Annotated in this window: 9 protein-coding genes; all 9 read left to right on the forward strand. The window is 56.0% G+C overall.

All coding sequences use genetic code 11. The features are described 5' to 3' along the window. The first annotated feature begins 122 nt into the window (after positions 1–122). Positions 123–6,260: an RHS repeat-associated core domain-containing protein gene (locus tag VSP_RS13340; RefSeq protein ID WP_029190417.1), complete on the forward strand. Its 6,138-nt coding sequence runs from the start codon at positions 123–125 to the stop codon at positions 6,258–6,260. Between the two features lie 22 nt (positions 6,261–6,282). After that, positions 6,283–7,038, forward strand: a complete 756-nt coding sequence (locus tag VSP_RS13345; RefSeq protein WP_157210875.1) for a hypothetical protein — start codon at positions 6,283–6,285, stop codon at positions 7,036–7,038. A 364-nt stretch (positions 7,039–7,402) separates the two neighbouring features. Then, on the forward strand, positions 7,403–9,340 hold the full coding sequence (locus VSP_RS43390; RefSeq protein ID WP_009961187.1) for an RHS repeat-associated core domain-containing protein: 1,938 nt from the start codon (positions 7,403–7,405) through the stop codon (positions 9,338–9,340). Between the two features lie 35 nt (positions 9,341–9,375). Continuing rightward, the gene (locus VSP_RS42215) at positions 9,376–9,942 is read left to right on the forward strand and encodes a hypothetical protein (protein ID WP_009961188.1); all 567 of its coding nucleotides are present in this window, start codon (positions 9,376–9,378) and stop codon (positions 9,940–9,942) included. Between the two features lie 296 nt (positions 9,943–10,238). Then, entirely contained in the window at positions 10,239–12,215 is a 1,977-nt protein-coding gene (locus tag VSP_RS42220; protein WP_009961189.1) for an RHS repeat-associated core domain-containing protein, read from the forward strand. 21 nt (positions 12,216–12,236) lie between these two features. Further along, positions 12,237–12,836 carry an SMI1/KNR4 family protein gene (locus VSP_RS13365; protein ID WP_009961191.1) on the forward strand — a complete coding sequence of 200 codons (600 nt, stop codon included), beginning with the start codon at positions 12,237–12,239 and terminating at the stop codon, positions 12,834–12,836. Positions 12,837–13,335: 499 nt separating this feature from the next. After that, positions 13,336–14,733, forward strand: a complete 1,398-nt coding sequence (locus tag VSP_RS13370; RefSeq protein WP_009961193.1) for an RHS repeat-associated core domain-containing protein — start codon at positions 13,336–13,338, stop codon at positions 14,731–14,733. Beyond that, positions 14,730–15,983, forward strand: a complete 1,254-nt coding sequence (locus tag VSP_RS13375) for an IS4-like element ISVsp5 family transposase (RefSeq protein ID WP_009960198.1) — start codon at positions 14,730–14,732, stop codon at positions 15,981–15,983. The genes VSP_RS13370 and VSP_RS13375 overlap by 4 nt, the downstream gene beginning before the upstream one ends. 203 nt (positions 15,984–16,186) lie before the next feature. Continuing rightward, complete coding sequence (locus VSP_RS42225) at positions 16,187–16,639, forward strand: hypothetical protein (RefSeq protein ID WP_157210876.1); 453 nt, start codon at positions 16,187–16,189, stop codon at positions 16,637–16,639. Positions 16,640–16,694: the final 55 nt, after the last annotated feature.

The following is a 16,694-nucleotide window of genomic DNA, read 5'->3' on the forward strand; positions in this document are numbered from 1 at the left end:
CTCTTTTCGTTCCTCGACTTACCCGCCGCTCCTTGGATGCATTCCTGTTTGGTTGGATCACTTGTCTCTCTGTCGCCAGCGCATTCCCGTTGATGGCTGATGAGTCATGTTGCGACAAATCCATGTTCACGGTGCACTGGACGAAAGGTGCAGGGACACTCGTGGTGGGGGATCAGACTGTGACAGTGATCGAGGGGCAGCCGCTACAGACTCCGTACTATATTTGGGCCGAGGACAACGGTAGCAACAAGATTCCCTTCCAGCTGACCTACAATGGCGATATGGGAAACAACGCCGCCCTGATGGGCGGGGTGTCGCTGCTGGAAGTTCAATGCACCCAAGGATGCGACAAGGGTTTTGGTGAAACCATCACTGGTGTGGGCAGCATGGTCTGTGCCCTGGTGGAAAATCCCGCTATTCCTTGCGCAAGCCCCAATCCATGGTGCGAGGGGGAATGCACGTTTGTATCTTTCATGGAAATCGCTGAGCCGACGAAAACAGGTGTGTACAAGACGATCCCTGATGAATCGCCTCAAAACGATCCCGGCGAGATTCAGCCCCCCTCTCCGCAGCCTCCCGCTCCTCCGCCGACACCTGAACCCAATGAACCCAATCAACGTCCAGATGTTCCTTCGTCCGTCTCGCAGAAAATGAGCTTGGGGCGTCATTCAAGCGGGCGTCCCTTGGGCAGGCTGAAGTGGAAGTTTGGAGTCAATGATAGTTCTGTTGATGCCAGTCAGATCCTTCTCCAGCTTGGCGACGATGGCGGGGCCACCGTGGAGAAGAGTTTCTCTGGCGGACACCGTCAGGTCCTCAGCGAAGCCATCCTGGCGGACATCACGCCGGTGGATTCCATGGATCTGGCCAAAGGGTTTGTGGTGACCGCTTACAGGGCGGCGGGTCTGGCCTTCCCTCCGGGTGATGTCTCCATTCCCACCCCAGCCGCCTCCGCCAAGATATCCCGGGTCACGGTGCAGAAGACTTCGCTGACGCGGGATGCCGTGACGGTTCCTGGCATCAAGGTGGAAACGCAGAACGAGGGTTCGGGCACGCAGGATTTTGCGTTGTACGCGGAGACCAACCTCACGGGCGACGCGGGAGAGTGGATTGAGGCTCGCGGGGCCACGGCGAGGCGCACCGTGCGAGCCCCCCTGGTTGGCGGTATTCGTACCGAGTTGATCGAAGAGCTGCGGCGAGATCCGGATACCGGCAACTACTTCGTCACGGCTTCCCGCACGCTGGAGTATGAGCAGTTTGCCTGGGGTGAGGAGATGGTGTCCACGACAGAGGGTTCGGGAGTCAACACCCGAACCTCCACGACGAGCTATTACACCACCCCGGCAGTGCTGGCGGGAAAGGTGCATGTGCAGATCAATGCGGATGGTACATGGAGCCGCTCGGTTTACAACGAAACCACGGGCGATCTGGTGGCGACTTATCGCCCCTGGCTGGATGCGGGCGGTGCCGGAGCGCTGACTCCGGCGGCGGTGGCCGCCATCCCAGCCAGCGAGTGTGAAGTCACCGAGTACTCGGAATCTCCCGGTTTTCCCTTCACTCGTACCACCACGGTAAAGATCAAAGGCCAGCTCATGAGCCGGCTGGTCACGACGGAGAAGACACTGATCGACAGTGTCACCGGTACGCCCGTGATCGAGGTGCGGACGGAGCAGTTTCGGGCGGACGGTCAGCGTGTCTCGGATGATCGCGCGGGATATGCGCAGGTGGCGGGTCCAACAGGAATGGAAAGAGGTTCCATGGTTTATCAACTGGCCGGCACCGGCGCTCGCACGACTTACCAGGAGACCCTGGTGGAAGGGGTGACGCCCACCCGAACCTCCACTGTGACTCGGGGCACGCAGGCTCATCCGTGGGGAGAGCCTTTCAAAGGCACTCGGGAGATCACGGTTTCGGGAGCTGATGGGGTGATCAGTCAAGAAACCCTGGTGGCGACGGGGGGAGGGCAGTTCTCCAGTGTCAGCCTGCGTACCTACGCGACCGCTCTGGTGAGTGGCGAACTTGTGACGACGGAGACCTGGGACGGCGTGGTGAGCCAGAGCACCGCTGTCGCGGAGGATGGCACCACGACCACAGCGGACGAGGCCGGGCAGGTGACCATCAGCGCGGAAGATCCTCTCACGGGGGTGCAGACGACGACCCGTGTGGGTTTGGCAGTGGTGGACAGCAGCGTAACACTGCATGATGGGGCGGACCTGCAGACCATCGTGCGCTATTCACCTCGGACCACCGGGGTTGGGTACTTGCAACAGATGGAGCGCAAGTCGGGTGCAACCACCTTGTTGGAGTCTGAGCAGGTGTACGATGAGTTTGGGGATTTGGTGGCCTCCAAGGACCAAATGGAACGCATCACCACCTTCACCTACGGGGTCAGGTCTCAGGGCGGGCGTCTGGTGACGGAGACGCTGCCTGGTGGCGGTACCCGCATTTCTGCGTATCATCGGGATGGTCGGCTTGACAGTGTGACTGGCACGGGAGTGGTGCCGGAGTATCACTCTTACGAGATCACCAACGGGTGTGTGGCTGAGACCGTGCGCCTGGGCAGTGCCAACTCCCCTCGCTGGCAGCGCACGTTGGTGGATGGCACTGGGCGCACCGTGCGGTCAGAGAAACCTGCCGCGGGTGGTACGGGAGAACTGGAGTGGAGCAGCCAGATCTACAATGATCTGGGGCAACTGGTGCAGGTGCTCAGGTCCGGTGGTTTGGCGCCTCAATTGACCGAGCATGATTCGGCGGGGCGGCCTTGGCGTCAAGGGGTGGACCTGGATCTGGACGGTGCCTTGCTGCCCGGCTCTGAGGACCCGCTGGTGGAGGCTGAGGAGTTGTACGAACAGGTCAGCGGGCAGTGGTGGCAGGTGCAGCGGCGCACGACGTATCTGGCGGCGGGTGGTGACGCAGGGTCTCGCCGGACCGGTGTATCCCGTCAGCGACTGGGCGTGGGTCCCAACAGTATTTCGGAGTCCATTGAAGGCGGACGGCGTACCGTGAGCACGGTTGCCGTGAACCGGTCTTTGAAGAAGCGGGAAGTCACCACCACCGTGCCGGGAGCGACCGTGACTGGCGTGCAAACTTATTTGAATGGCCTGTTGTTCTTCAGCCGACAGCCTGCCGATCTGGCGCAGACCGTTATCTCCTACAAGGAGTTTGACCGCTTGGCAGGGAGCAAGGGGCCCGAAGGGACTGTGGTCTATGACTACTATGACGAGGGAAACCTGCACACGGAAACTCGCACTGGCTCTACAGCGGATGTCGGGGTGACGACCTATGAATACATCGCTTCGAATCTACCTGGAGCTGGACATGTGAAGAAGGTGACGGCACCCGTAAGCCCAATGAAGGTGGGGACGCTGGCCAGCACCTGGTATAGCTATGATTCGTTGGGGAGGCGGGTGGGACAATGGGGAACGGGTAACTATCCCATCCAGTATGGCTACAACACCTACGGTGAGATGACTTCCATGACGACCTATCGGACGTCCTTCGGGGATGACACCGAGCCGTGGGATGCCCCCTCAACCACTCCCGCACAGACGTCTGTCACCACCTGGATTTATGACGATGCCAGCGGACACCTCCTGGGTAAGAAAGACGCTGCGAATCAAACCGTCGCCTATACCTACAATGCCGCTGGGCTCCAGAGCACCCTCACCTGGGCGCGGGGCGCCGTCACAACTTACACTTACGATGGCGCGGGGCGACTGGTGTTGCAGGACTACAGCGACGCCACTCCCGATGTGGCTTACACCTACTACCGGCATGGAGCGGTGCGCAGCCGCACGGATGCCGCAGGTCTGCATGTCTTTGACCAGTTGGACGGGTTGGGTTCACCAAGTTTTGAGACGGTCAGTGATGCCCCCGCCGGACCTTCGCTGTTGTCGGGTTTGAGATTCCACACCCTCAAGGATGAAGCAGGCCGGGTGGCCGGTCATCAAGGGATCCTGACCCCGCCGGGTGTCAGCAGTCCACCCCTGGTGTTACCAGGAGTCCAGTATCAATATGACAGCAAGGGGGAGCTGGGCCAGGTCAAGAGCGGCTCCCGGCAGGTGGACTACCAGCGTGCCTTGGTTGGTGGGAAGAAAGTGCTGACAATGAAGAGGCCCCCCCACGAGGGGCACGCGACGGGCTTTTCCACCCAGAGGGTGAGCGATCCCGTGGTGGGAATCGTAAGCATGGTGCACAACAATCTTCAGCAGAGCAGCACCTCGCTGGCCTCCGGCACCGCCAGTTCCACCTTCCAATCGCGGGTGAGAGCCGGCCTCAAGATCAACCATAGGGATGTAGCTCCTACAGTGGTCAGCACCAATTGGAACTATGAGGTTGACAGTCGTGGCCAGGTGATCAGCGGGCAAAAGCGGGTGGGCACATCAAGCGCGGGTACGATCTTCAAGGGGTGGGATGCCGCCTATGCCTATGACGACATCGGTAATCGTACAGAATCACGATTTGGAGGTCTGGGAGGTAGTAGTGATCCTGTCGGGTCAGAGACCATCACCTACACAGCCAATGCGCTCAACCAGTACGAGGAGATTGCCAATCCGCGTGCCGCCTATGTCATGGGCACGGCGGCCTATTCGGCAACCGATCCGTCATTGCACACGGAGGTGGTGATCAACGGCCAGACCGCAGATCGTATCGGCGTTAACTTTGTGGAGAAGCTGAGTCCATCAGGCACAGGACCGAAGTGGGAGCCGTTGAATTTTGAGCTCGTGCGCAATTCTGTGACGCAGAGCTTCCAGCAGCATCTGTACGTGTCCCCTGTCCAGGAAACCCTGACGTATGACCTCGACGGCAACCTGACGGGGGACGGGCGCTGGACTTACGCTTGGGACGGGGAGAACCGTCTGGCGGGCATGACCACGCAGGCCGTTGCCGAGTCGGCAGGCGTGCCAGGGCTGAAGCTGACCTTTGCCTACGATGGCCTGAGCCGCCGGGTGCAGAAGAAAGTGGAGGGGCGCACGACATCGAGCGACCCTTGGGTCTTGCGTTCGGACACCCGGTTTGTGTATGATGGCTGGAATATGGTGGGCGAAGCGGAATACCTGACCACGGCAGAGGACGCGCCGCCGACGTTTGGCGGCGGCACGGTCGGACCGTATTGGCGTCGCACCTATGTTTGGGGTGAAGACCTCAGCGGCAGCCTGCAAAGAGCCGGAGGTGTGGGCGGGTTGCTGCTTATCAACCGCCACGAACGCGGCAGCAAGCCGTTGCGGACGAACTGGGCGACCACTGACCTGAACGGCAATGTCATTGGCCTGGTGGAGAACAACCTCAAGGCAGTGTACGAATACGACCCATTCGGCAAGCCGCTGCGTGTAAGTGAGCCTGAGGAGGATCTCAATCCGTTTCGGTTCAGCACGAAGTACACGGATGCGGAGACAGGGTTGTGCTACTACGGGTATCGGTATTATGACGCGGTGCGAGGAAGGTGGTTGAACCGTGATCCGATTGAGGAGCGGGGTGGATTGAATTTGTATGGGATGGTGGGGAATGATGGAGTGAATCGTTGGGACTATCTTGGGAAATGGGATTCAATTTCTGCCAGCGCCGTTAGCGTAGATACCATCTTGGCGAGACAGGCGCTGGAAGTCTTAGCCGAAGTTGCTGTGCAACAGTCAATTCAACGTCTCACAATGGCGGGAGTCACGGCGACTGCATTGGCAACAATTGCCTATGCAGGAAATCAGAAAATGGCGAAAGAGGCGATTGAGGCGCTGCAGAGCAAACCTGGTGCGGAATGTCCTTGTTTTAATGGCAACTGGACGCATGCCTCGGGCGGTAAGCCTCGCTATTCACTGGCCTCATATGCTGCACCTGGGCTTGGACTACCCAGGAAATCACTTTCACACATAAGTCCAGCAGGATGGAGCGCGGCTCAGACTGCGCATAGGGGGCTAATGGAAAGATCGCATTTGGTTCCGCATCAGTTCAATGGGAGCGATACCTTTGAGAATTTGATAACAGCATTTGCGGACGATAATGACCCGAAAATGAGAAATGTTGAGCGCAGAATTGAAGCTCTTGCTAAAAGTCACAAAGCTGTATGCATATTGGTGACGCCAATATATAGAAAATACAATGAATCGGGGGAGGCTTTTGTGCCAAAGTATATCATGTATAACGTTGTTACCAGTGATGACAATGGAGGTAAGGAGTGGATTAATACAGCCGTCAAGTTGCGAGACGTCTTCCGCTTGGACAATGACTGGTGGAGCTCAGCGGGGCCTACCCTTACACCTATCAACTGATCACAAAAACGTTGACAAAACAATGAAGAGCTTTTCAATAGACTTTTGCGTCACATCCCAAGTTGCGCCTTTGACCGAAAGTGACTTGGCAACGTTAGGAAGGCACTCTCATATTCCAAAATTGCTACGAGAGCTGTTAGCTAAGAATGGGGTGGGATCGTTTAACTCTTCCGTATTTCTCGTTCGTCCGTGCGATTATCTGGTGTCATATCACCTGCAGCAGTCGACATATGAACTTCCAGAGGGGCTTTCAATTAGTGAAAATGTGGCAGGGATCGTTGTGGCGAAAAATGATGTTGGCGACATTGCAATTGTTGGCGGTGATTGCGGTCGTCGTATATTCGTCCAATTTGCTCGCCGTTCTCAGCTGGTGGATTGCAATGACGATATCTTCGGTGCCATTAGGATGCTTCTGTTTGGTTGCGGGGAAAAGTTTGGCGAGGGTACTGATGTAGTATATTTTAGTTCGGCATTGGACACGGTGATGTCAGTTGGTGCGTTTTCGGAGAGCGAGAAGGCGGCTAATGTCATAGAGGATATTAACAATCTTCAGCCTGATGTGACATTTTCAGACCGCGGAACCCGATGTTTCTATTTCCGGAACAGAGAAGTTCTTGTTTCATTTGGAAACTACGAAGAGCACTTCAAGAATCGCGCCGCTCCAATTCAGGTGCAAATAATCCTGAATCCAAAGGTTGTTGATTTGCAGGATCGATTTTGGGTAATGCTACAGAAGTTTGTCCAAAGAGGCAGAGAGGAAAGCGAAAACCAAATTTGAAAAAAAGTGACAACCCATAGCAGGCCGTGCCAATAGACTGCTTCCCGAAAAATAAGCACCAAAACAAGCGTCAAAAGTGACAACCCATAGCAGGCCGTGCCAACAGACTGCTTCCCGAAAAATAAGCACCAAAACAAGCGTCTCGTGAGCAGAGGCTTTGTGGGCGTGCCCTCTTACCATCCGAACGCGTCAACACACGGTCCCGCCACCATCCAGTGTTCGTCCCCGGCAACCGATGGGGAGGGTTAAGCGGTGTTTTTCAACCTGCCTCTTGCGCACGAACCGGGTTAGACACGCGACTTGTCTGGCTATGTCATGGACAACATGTCGGCAGGCTGGGTGCTGTCAAGAATTGCCCACGGCAGTGAGCACTAGCTGGACCTATGGCGTGGACAGCCGCGGGCAGGTGATCAGTGGGCAGAAACGGGTGGGCACCTCGGGCACGGGCACCATCTTCAAGGGGTGGGATGCTGCTTATGCCTATGATGACATCGGTAATCGCACGGAATCACGCTTTGGGGGCTTGGGTGGCAACAGTGATCCGGTCGGGTCAGAGACCATCACCTACACGGCCAATGCGCTTAACCAGTACGAGGAGATTGCCAACCCACGGGCCGCTTATGTCACGGGCACTGCGGCCTATTCGACAACCAATCCGGCATTGCACACGGAGGTGGTGATCAACGGCCAGACGGCAGATCGTGTCGGTGTTAACTTTGTCGAGAAGCTGACTCCGTCAGGCACGGGGCCGAAGTGGGAACCGTTGAACTTCGAGCTTGTCCGGGACTCTGTCACCCAGAGCTTCCAGCAGCATCTGTACGTGCCCCCTGTCCAGGAGACCCTGACCTATGACCTAGACGGCAATCTGACCGAGGATGGGCGCTGGACCTACACCTGGGACGGGGAGAACCGTCTGGTGGGCCTGACCACACAGGCTGCGGCCGAGACGGCGGGCGTACCAGGGCTGAAGCTGACCTTTGCGTACGATGGCCTGAGCCGTCGGGTGCAGAAGAAAGTGGAGGGGCGCACGACATCGAGCGATCCTTGGGTCTTGCGTTCGGACACCCGGTTTGTGTACGATGGCTGGAACATGGTGGGCGAAGCGGAATACCTGGCCACGGCAGAGGATGCTCCGCCAACCTTTGGCGGCGGCACGGCCGGACCGTACTGGCGCCGGACCTATGTCTGGGGAGAGGATCTTAGCGGCAGTCTGCAAGGAGCCGGAGGCGTGGGTGGGTTGCTTCTGATCAATCGGAACGAACGTGGCGGCAAGCCTTTGCGGACGAGTTGGGCGACCTGTGACCTGAACGGCAACGTCATCGGGCTGGTGGAGAGCAACCTCAAGGCCGTGTATGAATACGACCCCTTTGGCAAGCCACTGCGGGTGAGTGAGCCGGAGGAGGATCTGAACCCGTTCCGGTTCAGCACGAAGTACACGGATGCGGAGACCGGGCTGTGCTACTACGGGTACCGGTATTATGATGCGGTGCGGGGGCGTTGGATCAACCGAGATCCAATCGGCGAAAGGGGCGGGGTGAATTTGTATGGGATGATTGACAATAGTCCGGTATCTTGGGTAGACTACGCAGGGCTTTTGAAAAAGGCACCCGCACTCGAGGGAGTGACTGGTGTGAAAGGCGCTATAAAGATTAGTAGAGCTGCAAAAGCGTCTGCAGGTCTGACAGTGGTTGGCTGGATCGAAATTTTCGATGAACTGCTTTATCAAAATTATCAGTATCATCATCAATCGGAGGGTATGCCGGGTGTATATCAGATTTTACGGGACCAGCCCCGCCCAATCGCAGCCACCCAGGAGCAGCATGAAGACCTGGAGAATGCGGTTATAGCTACCCTAGATCGAGGAACAATACCGAGAATATGGAAACTAAAGAGGTGTGAAGTTGATCCCGCAACCCAGTGCAAGATCTTTTGGGAAGGAGTGGACCGTGGAGGCTATCCGCCTCACACTCAGTATCTCGGGAGAAATTTCACCCCACCGTATGGGGTCGTGGTCGTAGCCCCCGACGGTGACTGGGCAAGCTATGATGGAGGCAAACCCTACGGCTTGCCCCAGGCAGTTTTTGAACTCAAGACGGGTCGGGAATGGGCAGGTGTTCTGCCGATGAATATGTGGGCACCAATAATGCACAACATATATGGACGCGATACCCAGCAGTTTGCGCGGCAAGCTCGAATTGCAATGAAATGCAAGCTGCGCTACGAAATTTGGATTGAGTCAAAAAATGGGGCGGCTGGCTACGCCTCGAAAATGCCTGGATATAGCATTTTCTACAAGCCCTAAGCTCTAATACGTATCAGGATGTAACTCGCATTTTTATGTGTAATCTAATCAAGAAGCAGCTGTCTATTGGCGGAAAAGTGACGGAAATTGAGTTGTCAAATGCAAGCTATGACCGACACCAAGTTGACCTGTTTCGTTCCAAACTGATCAAGTCACTAGGCTCTTCTGGCGAAACTCTAGTCACAATTGTCGAAGAGGAGTGTTTCTCACCAGATGAGCGAGCTGTATCTCCTGGCGGGAGTCTAATTCGCCAGAGCTTCCGACTGTGCAAAGTAAGGGTGGAGCTTGATATACTAGTAGACTTGGCAGTTGCTCTCGGATTTCGGCCAAAACATAGTGGCTCTGATGTGATGACTTTAAAGGATGAGTTGACGGACTTGATTTTGAAACTCAAGGCTTCAAGCAATCTTGCCTTGACTGAAGTTGCCGCTGACTATTTCAAATTATGCGCACACGGTATACAGTTAGATGAATCTGACGTGGACAGGGTATTGGATTTCGACTGCAAGCGTCTAAATGCGAAGTTTAGTGGAATTGGTCGCGGTCCCTACAAAAGAATTTTTCTGCAACACGGTCTGCTTATCATAGGCAGTGGGTTTTGAAAAAAAGTGACAACCCATAGCAGGCCGTGCCAACAGACTGCTTCCAGAAAAATAAGCACCAAAACAAGCGTCTCGTGAGCAGAGGCTTTGTGGGCGTGCTCTCTTACCATCCGAACGCGTCAACACACGGTCCCGCCACCATCCAGTGTTCTTTCCCGGCAACCGTTGGGGAGGGTTAAGCGGTGTCTTTCAACCTGCCTCTTGCACACGAACCGGGTTAGACGCGCGACTTGTCTGGTTATGTCATGGGCACAACATGTCGGCAGGCTGGTTGCTGTCAAGAATTGCCCACGGCAGTGAGCACCAACTGGACCTACGGGGTGGACGGTCGCGGCCAGTTGGTCAGCGGGCAAAAGCGGGTGGGCGCATCCAGCGCGGGTGCGATCTTCAAGGGGTGGGATGCCGCTTACGCCTATGACGACATCGGCAATCGCACGGAATCACGCTTGGGGGGCTTGGGTGGCAACAGTGATCCCGTGGGCTCAGAGACCATCACCTACACGGCCAATGCGCTCAACCAGTACGAGGAGATCGCCAACCCACAGGCGGCCTATGTCACGGGCGCGGCAGCCTATTCGACATCCAATCCGGCATTGCACACGGAGGTGGTGATCAACGGCCAGACGGCAGATCGTATCGGCGTTAACTTTGTAGAGAAGCTGAGTCCATCAGGCACAGGACCGAAGTGGGAGCCGTTGAACTTCGAGCTGGTCCGGGACTCAGTCACCCAGAGCTTCCAGCAGCATCTGTACGTGCCCCCTGTCCAGGAGACTCTGACCTATGACCTGGACGGCAACCTGATTGGGGACGGCCGCTGGACCTACACTTGGGACGGGGAGAACCGATTGGTGGGGATGACCACGCAATCCGTCGCAGAGACGGCGGGAGTTCCAGGGTTGAAGCTGACTTTCGCCTACGATGGCCTGAGCCGCCGGGTGCAGAAGACGGTGGAGGGGCGCACGACTTCGAGTGATCCTTGGGTCTTGCGTTCGGACACGCGTTTTGTGTACGATGGCTGGAACATGGTGGGTGAAGCGGAATACCTGGCCACAGCAGCAGATGCGCCGCCGTCGTTTGGCGGCGGCACGGCTGGACCGTACTGGCGTCGGACGTATGTTTGGGGCGAGGATCTCAGTGGCAACCTCCAGGGAGCAGGAGGCGTGGGAGGATTGCTGCTGATCAATCGGCACGAACGCGGCAGCAAGCCCATGCGGACAAGCTGGGCGACCAGTGATTTGAATGGCAATGTCATTGGACTGGTGGAAAGCAACCTGAAGGCGGTGTATGAATACGATCCCTTCGGCAAACCGGAACGGGTGAGCGAGCCGGAGGTGGATCTGAACCCGTTCCGGTTCAGCACGAAGTACACGGATGCGGAGACGGGGTTTTGCTACTACGGATACCGATACTACGATTCGGTTCGGGGGAGGTGGATCAATCGGGATCCGATTGAGGAAAAAGGTGGGGAGAACATATTCGCAATGTGTTTCAACAATTCTGTCTCAAATTTTGACACTGATGGCAGGATCGTAAATACAGATACCATATCGGACAAGCTCCCGGGCGGACTTAGTGCCTATATACAGGAATTTTTAGGGGGCAATCTTGCAGCTAGTGATTTTTACGCAATCTTAAACGGATTTGCGATCTCTGCCCTCATTGCCGACCACGTTATAGATGTCGCCAATTATACGGCCGAGCAATTTTCAAAGCTAAACGCCGGAGAAAGAGCGCAGGCCGAGCGCTATCGCGTGTTGACTAGAGAGATTAATGAGGAGATTAGCAGGCGTCGCGGCTGCCCACCTGTTTGGCCAGTGTTTGAGATGTTTACCCCGAATATTTATGCACACACAAGAGATCACATGGTTAATGGGAGGCATTCCCTCCTGAACTATGATGGTCTGCATGAGGGGCATCCTATGCGCGACCAAAAGCGGAGAGCTGCGCTTCGACCAATTTGGACAAGATTGAACAGTCTTCTTCGCGCAGGCAAAGATAGCGAGGCTCTCGATCTCTATGATCCAATCAACCAGCAATTGGATGAATTTCCTTACGCGAGCACGACCCAGGGAGGAGTCGGCGCAAGTGTAAAGGCAGTCCCGATTCTTGAAAATACAATTCAGGGGGTGGGGTTGAGTGTCTTCTACAGGTTGCCTTTGTGGGGAGGTAGTCAAGCTAGAAAGGGTTCGATATTCTACGTCGCCCTCGTAAGCGGAAGCGTTGGAAACGCAAAGTCAATCGTGGACGATATAATGGAATCACTTCGGAAGTGAAAACGGCTTATATCTAACTATATGTCAATCGATTTAACTATTGATGGGTTGCTGCTTGCGATGGCAGACAACGGAAGTCGGATCTCTGACTATGTGATTCCCGGACTGGGCGCGGATGAGTTGCGTGAAGCCGAAGAGAAAATGGAAAGTTCTTTTCCAGAAGATCTGAAGCAATTTCTTGCACGATTTGGAAACGGATTTCGCGAAACCGAGAAGAAAGCTGACACTGAAGTCATGATGGACTTCATGGTTCTTCCGTTTGAAGCTGTGGTTAGGTTTCGAAGTCGGTATGCGAACACTATTGTACTTGGTGGGGATCTGCTCGACACGAGATTGAAAGTAACGGAGTATCCACTAATGACATCTGGAGCTGAGTTTATTTCGTTTGTCTGGTCGGAGGATAGCAGTGCGGTAGTATGGAAGGTGAATGACTACGCATCCAATTCTAAGGTGTGGACCTCCCTGCAAAGGTTCTTAGAATATCTTATTGAGTGCTGGAATCGGAAGGTGTATTGGATCGATAGGGATAACGACGAGATTGCCGGAGATTATGCAGCGGCAATGCAATTGTTGCTTGAATTCGGGCGTCAAGTAAAAAGAGAAAAAAGTGACAACCCATAGCAGGCCGAGCCAACAGACTGCTTCCCGAAGAATAGGCACCAAAACAAAAGTGACAACCCATAGCAGGCCGTGCCAATAGACTGCTTCCCGAAAAATAAGCACCAAAACAAGCGTCTCGTGAGCAGAGGCTTTGTGGGCGTGCCCTCTTACCATCCGAACGCGTCAACACACGGTCCCGCCACCATCCAGTGTTCGTCCCCGGCAACCAAAAGTGACAACCCATAGCAGGCCGAGCCAACAGACTGCTTCCCGAAAAATAAGCACCAAAACAAGCGTCTCGTGAGCAGAGGCTTTGTGGGCGTGCCCTCTTACCATCCGAACGCGTCAACACACGGTCCCGCCACCATCCAGTGTTCTTTCCCGGCAACCGTTGGGGAGGGTTAAGCGGTGTCTTTCAACCTGCCTCTTGCACACGAACCGGGTTAGACGCGCGACTTGTCTGGCTATGTCATGGACAACATGTCGGCAGGCTGGGTGCTGTCAAGAATTGCCCACGGCAGTGAGCACTAGCTGGACCTATGGCGTGGACAGCCGCGGGCAGGTGATCAGTGGGCAGAAACGGGTGGGCACCTCGGGCACGGGCACCATCTTCAAGGGGTGGGATGCTGCTTATGCCTATGATGACATCGGTAATCGCACGGAATCACGCTTTGGGGGCTTGGGTGGCAACAGTGATCCGGTCGGGTCAGAGACCATCACCTACACGGCCAATGCGCTTAACCAGTACGAGGAGATTGCCAACCCACGGGCGGCCTATGTCATGGGCACGGCGGCCTATTCGACATCCAATCCGGCATTGCACACGGAGGTGGTGATCAACGGCCAGACGGCAGATCGTGTCGGTGTTAACTTTGTGGAGAAACTGACTCCGTCAGGCACAGGGCCGAAGTGGGAGCCGCTGAACTTCGAGCTTGTCCGGGACTCTGTCACCCAGAGCTTCCAGCAGCATCTGTACGTGCCCCCTGTCCAGGAAACCCTGACGTATGACCTCGACGGCAACCTGACGGGGGACGGCCGCTGGACCTACACTTGGGACGGGGAGAACCGTCTGGTGGGCATGACCACGCAGGCCGTTGCCGAGTCGGCAGGCGTGCCAGGGCTGAAGCTGACCTTTGCCTACGATGGCCTGAGCCGCCGGGTGCAGAAGAAAGTGGAGGGGCGCACGACTTCGGGTGATCCTTGGGTCTTGCGTTCGGACACCCGGTTTGTGTACGATGGCTGGAACATGGTGGGCGAAGCGGAATACCTGGCCACGGCAGAGGACGCGCCGCCGACGTTTGGCGGCGGCACGGCCGGACCGTACTGGCGCCGGACCTATGTCTGGGGGGAGGATCTCAGCGGCAGCCTGCAAGGAGCGGGTGGTGTGGGTGGGCTGCTCTTGATCAACCGCCATGAGCGCGGCAGCAAGCCGTTGCGGACGAGCTGGGCAACGAGTGACCTTAATGGCAACGTCATCGGACTGGTGGAGAGCAACCTGAAGGCGGTGTATGAATACGACCCCTTCGGCAAGTCGTTGCGGGTGAGCGAGCCTGAGGAGGATCTGAATCCGTTCCGGTTCAGCACGAAGTACACGGATGCGGAGACGGGATTAAGCTATTACGGCTACCGCTATTATGACGCGGTGCGGGGACGTTGGATGAACCGGGATCCTATTGAGGAGCAGGGTGGGTCGAATTTGTATGGGATGATTGGGAATAGTGCGGTGAATAAGTGGGACTACTTGGGTTGTTATATGCCTATGTCGCCGGCTTATGGTGGGGCGCCAGTTGAGGCGCCTCCCATACTTGCAGGCGTGGGCGGGGAGTTGAGGGCAATGCTTTTTCCAACTCACAGCCGTCCCACAGCGAAACAAAAAGGTGACTGGCGGCCTACCCCACACAGGGTAGGCCTGAGATGAAATTCAAACCAGCCAAAGTCATTGGAAGCGTTCTGGGGCAGCTTTGCAAGCTCATTCCCGGGCACTTGGTCGCGAACCTCTGCGCTCAACACCACCACGGCAGCCAGCCGCGCACCTTCAGTTCCTGGAGTCACGTGGTCAGCCTGCTCTACGCGCAACTGACACACTCCATCAGTCTCAACGATGTGTGCGACAGCTTGAGGCATCATGCCGGGGCCCTCGCTGCCATCCGCGGAGCGACACCGCCAGCCCGCAACACCCTGTCCCATGCCAATAAGAATCGGGACAGCGACCTGATGGAGACCCTCTTTTGGAAGATGTTGGATCATCTCCAGCATCGGCACCCCGGGTTTGGCCTGCGCTATGAAGGACTGCCCCGGCGGTTTAGACGGGCCATCTACGCCATCGACTCCAGCACCATCGCCCTGGTGGCCAACTGTATGAGTTGGGCCAAGCACCGGCAGCGCAAGGCGGCGGCCAAGCTCCATTTGCGTCTCAACCTGCAAACCTTCCTGCCAGCCTTTGCCATCATCGAAGAAGCCTCTCATCATGATGACTCGCGCTCCCGCGCGCTTTGTGCCAGCCTCAAAGACGGGGAAATTGCCTTGTTTGACAAGGCTTACATCAACTTTGCCCACCTCTGGGAGTTGACCGGGCGGGGCATCTTCTGGGTCACCCGTGCCAAGGACAACATGAGCTACCGGGTGACGCGCAAGCTCCAGGCACGGCCGCAAGGCAAGGTGCTGCGCGATGACCTCATTGTGCTCAAAGGAGCCAGGAGCCTTTCGCAACATCCCGGCCCGCTGCGCCGGGTGGAGATGCTCGTGGAGCTTGACGGCAAGGAAGTGCGCATGGCCTTTATCACCAACCAGACAGAATGGGCCGCCAGCACGGTAGGAGAACTCTACCAGAGCCGCTGGGGCATTGAAGTGTTCTTCAAGCAGATCAAGCAAACGCTCTGCATCTGTGATTTTTTGGGACATAGCAAAAACGCGATCCGCTGGCAGCTCTGGGCGGCCCTGTTGCTCTATGTGCTGCTGCGGTTCCTGGCACAAGTATCGGGCTGGCCGCACAGCTTCACCCGCCTCTTCACGATGATCCGAGGGGTGACTTGGAGCCGGGTGGATCTGCTCAGATTGCTGGCGTTCTATGGGACAGCAGGCGGTCCATGGAAGATGCGAGCCAGCCCGCAAAGCGTGTATCTGCCTGGGCTGGAGCCCCCCGTCTATGGGACAGCAGGCGTCGCATAACGGAGCAGGACCGCCCCGTTTGAGAAATCACTTTCGCAAAAGGCACTTCAAAACATCACCAACTCAAGCCTCTGGCGCTGCTTTTGCAGGGCTATGGGATGACTGTGTTTCCAACTGACGAAATTGGGAGAGTTATATCGCGTGACTATATATGGGGGAATGGCCAGTTTCGGCACTATGAGGATGAGAAATGGACGGCTTACATGACCAATGAAAACCGGATAACAAAGAAATTTATTAATAGAATGAGAGAAGTTCTTACTGAAGCTGCGAAAAAAAGATGTGGTCGTATGAGGCATGGTCAGAGTGAGCGGATACATTTTGCAGGGGATGTATCAGTGGGTGACAATGAATGGAATAGTATAGGGTACAATCTTATTGGAGGTGCCAATCCTCATTTCTACTTTGTTGGCAATGTCAAGAAGTTGAATAGCTCTGGTCCGTGTTGTGAAATGGAATTTGATCTGCGCTATGTATGGTATGATGTAACTGATCGTAATCTTAAATATACAACAGATCGGAGGGAAGGGGCGGTTGCGGAAGCCTTGGGGGCTAAACCATATAGCTATGTTATAACATGGAATGGGAAGTCAATTTGGCGAGAATGCTCTTCAGGTAGTGGATGGCCGCACGGAGGTTCGGATATTGGCGGCTGAGGTGGACCCCGGAAATCGGACCAGTGCTGAAGTTGGAGTTTTGGAGTTGGGCAGG

Origin of the sequence: Verrucomicrobium spinosum DSM 4136 = JCM 18804, from assembly GCF_000172155.1 — a bacterium.
In the GTDB taxonomy this organism is placed as follows: domain Bacteria; phylum Verrucomicrobiota; class Verrucomicrobiia; order Verrucomicrobiales; family Verrucomicrobiaceae; genus Verrucomicrobium; species Verrucomicrobium spinosum.

What these genes read in the sequence shown, in the direction of transcription:
- VSP_RS13340 (WP_029190417.1), top strand. Translation starts at nt 123, where the DNA reads ATGTTCACGGTGCACTGGACGAAAGGTGCAGGGACACTCGTGGTGGGG.
- VSP_RS13345 (WP_157210875.1), top strand. Translation starts at nt 6,283, where the DNA reads ATGAAGAGCTTTTCAATAGACTTTTGCGTCACATCCCAAGTTGCGCCT.
- VSP_RS42215 (WP_009961188.1), top strand. Translation starts at nt 9,376, where the DNA reads ATGTGTAATCTAATCAAGAAGCAGCTGTCTATTGGCGGAAAAGTGACG.
- VSP_RS13365 (WP_009961191.1), top strand. Translation starts at nt 12,237, where the DNA reads ATGTCAATCGATTTAACTATTGATGGGTTGCTGCTTGCGATGGCAGAC.
- VSP_RS13375 (WP_009960198.1), top strand. Translation starts at nt 14,730, where the DNA reads ATGAAATTCAAACCAGCCAAAGTCATTGGAAGCGTTCTGGGGCAGCTT.
- VSP_RS42225 (WP_157210876.1), top strand. Translation starts at nt 16,187, where the DNA reads ATGACCAATGAAAACCGGATAACAAAGAAATTTATTAATAGAATGAGA.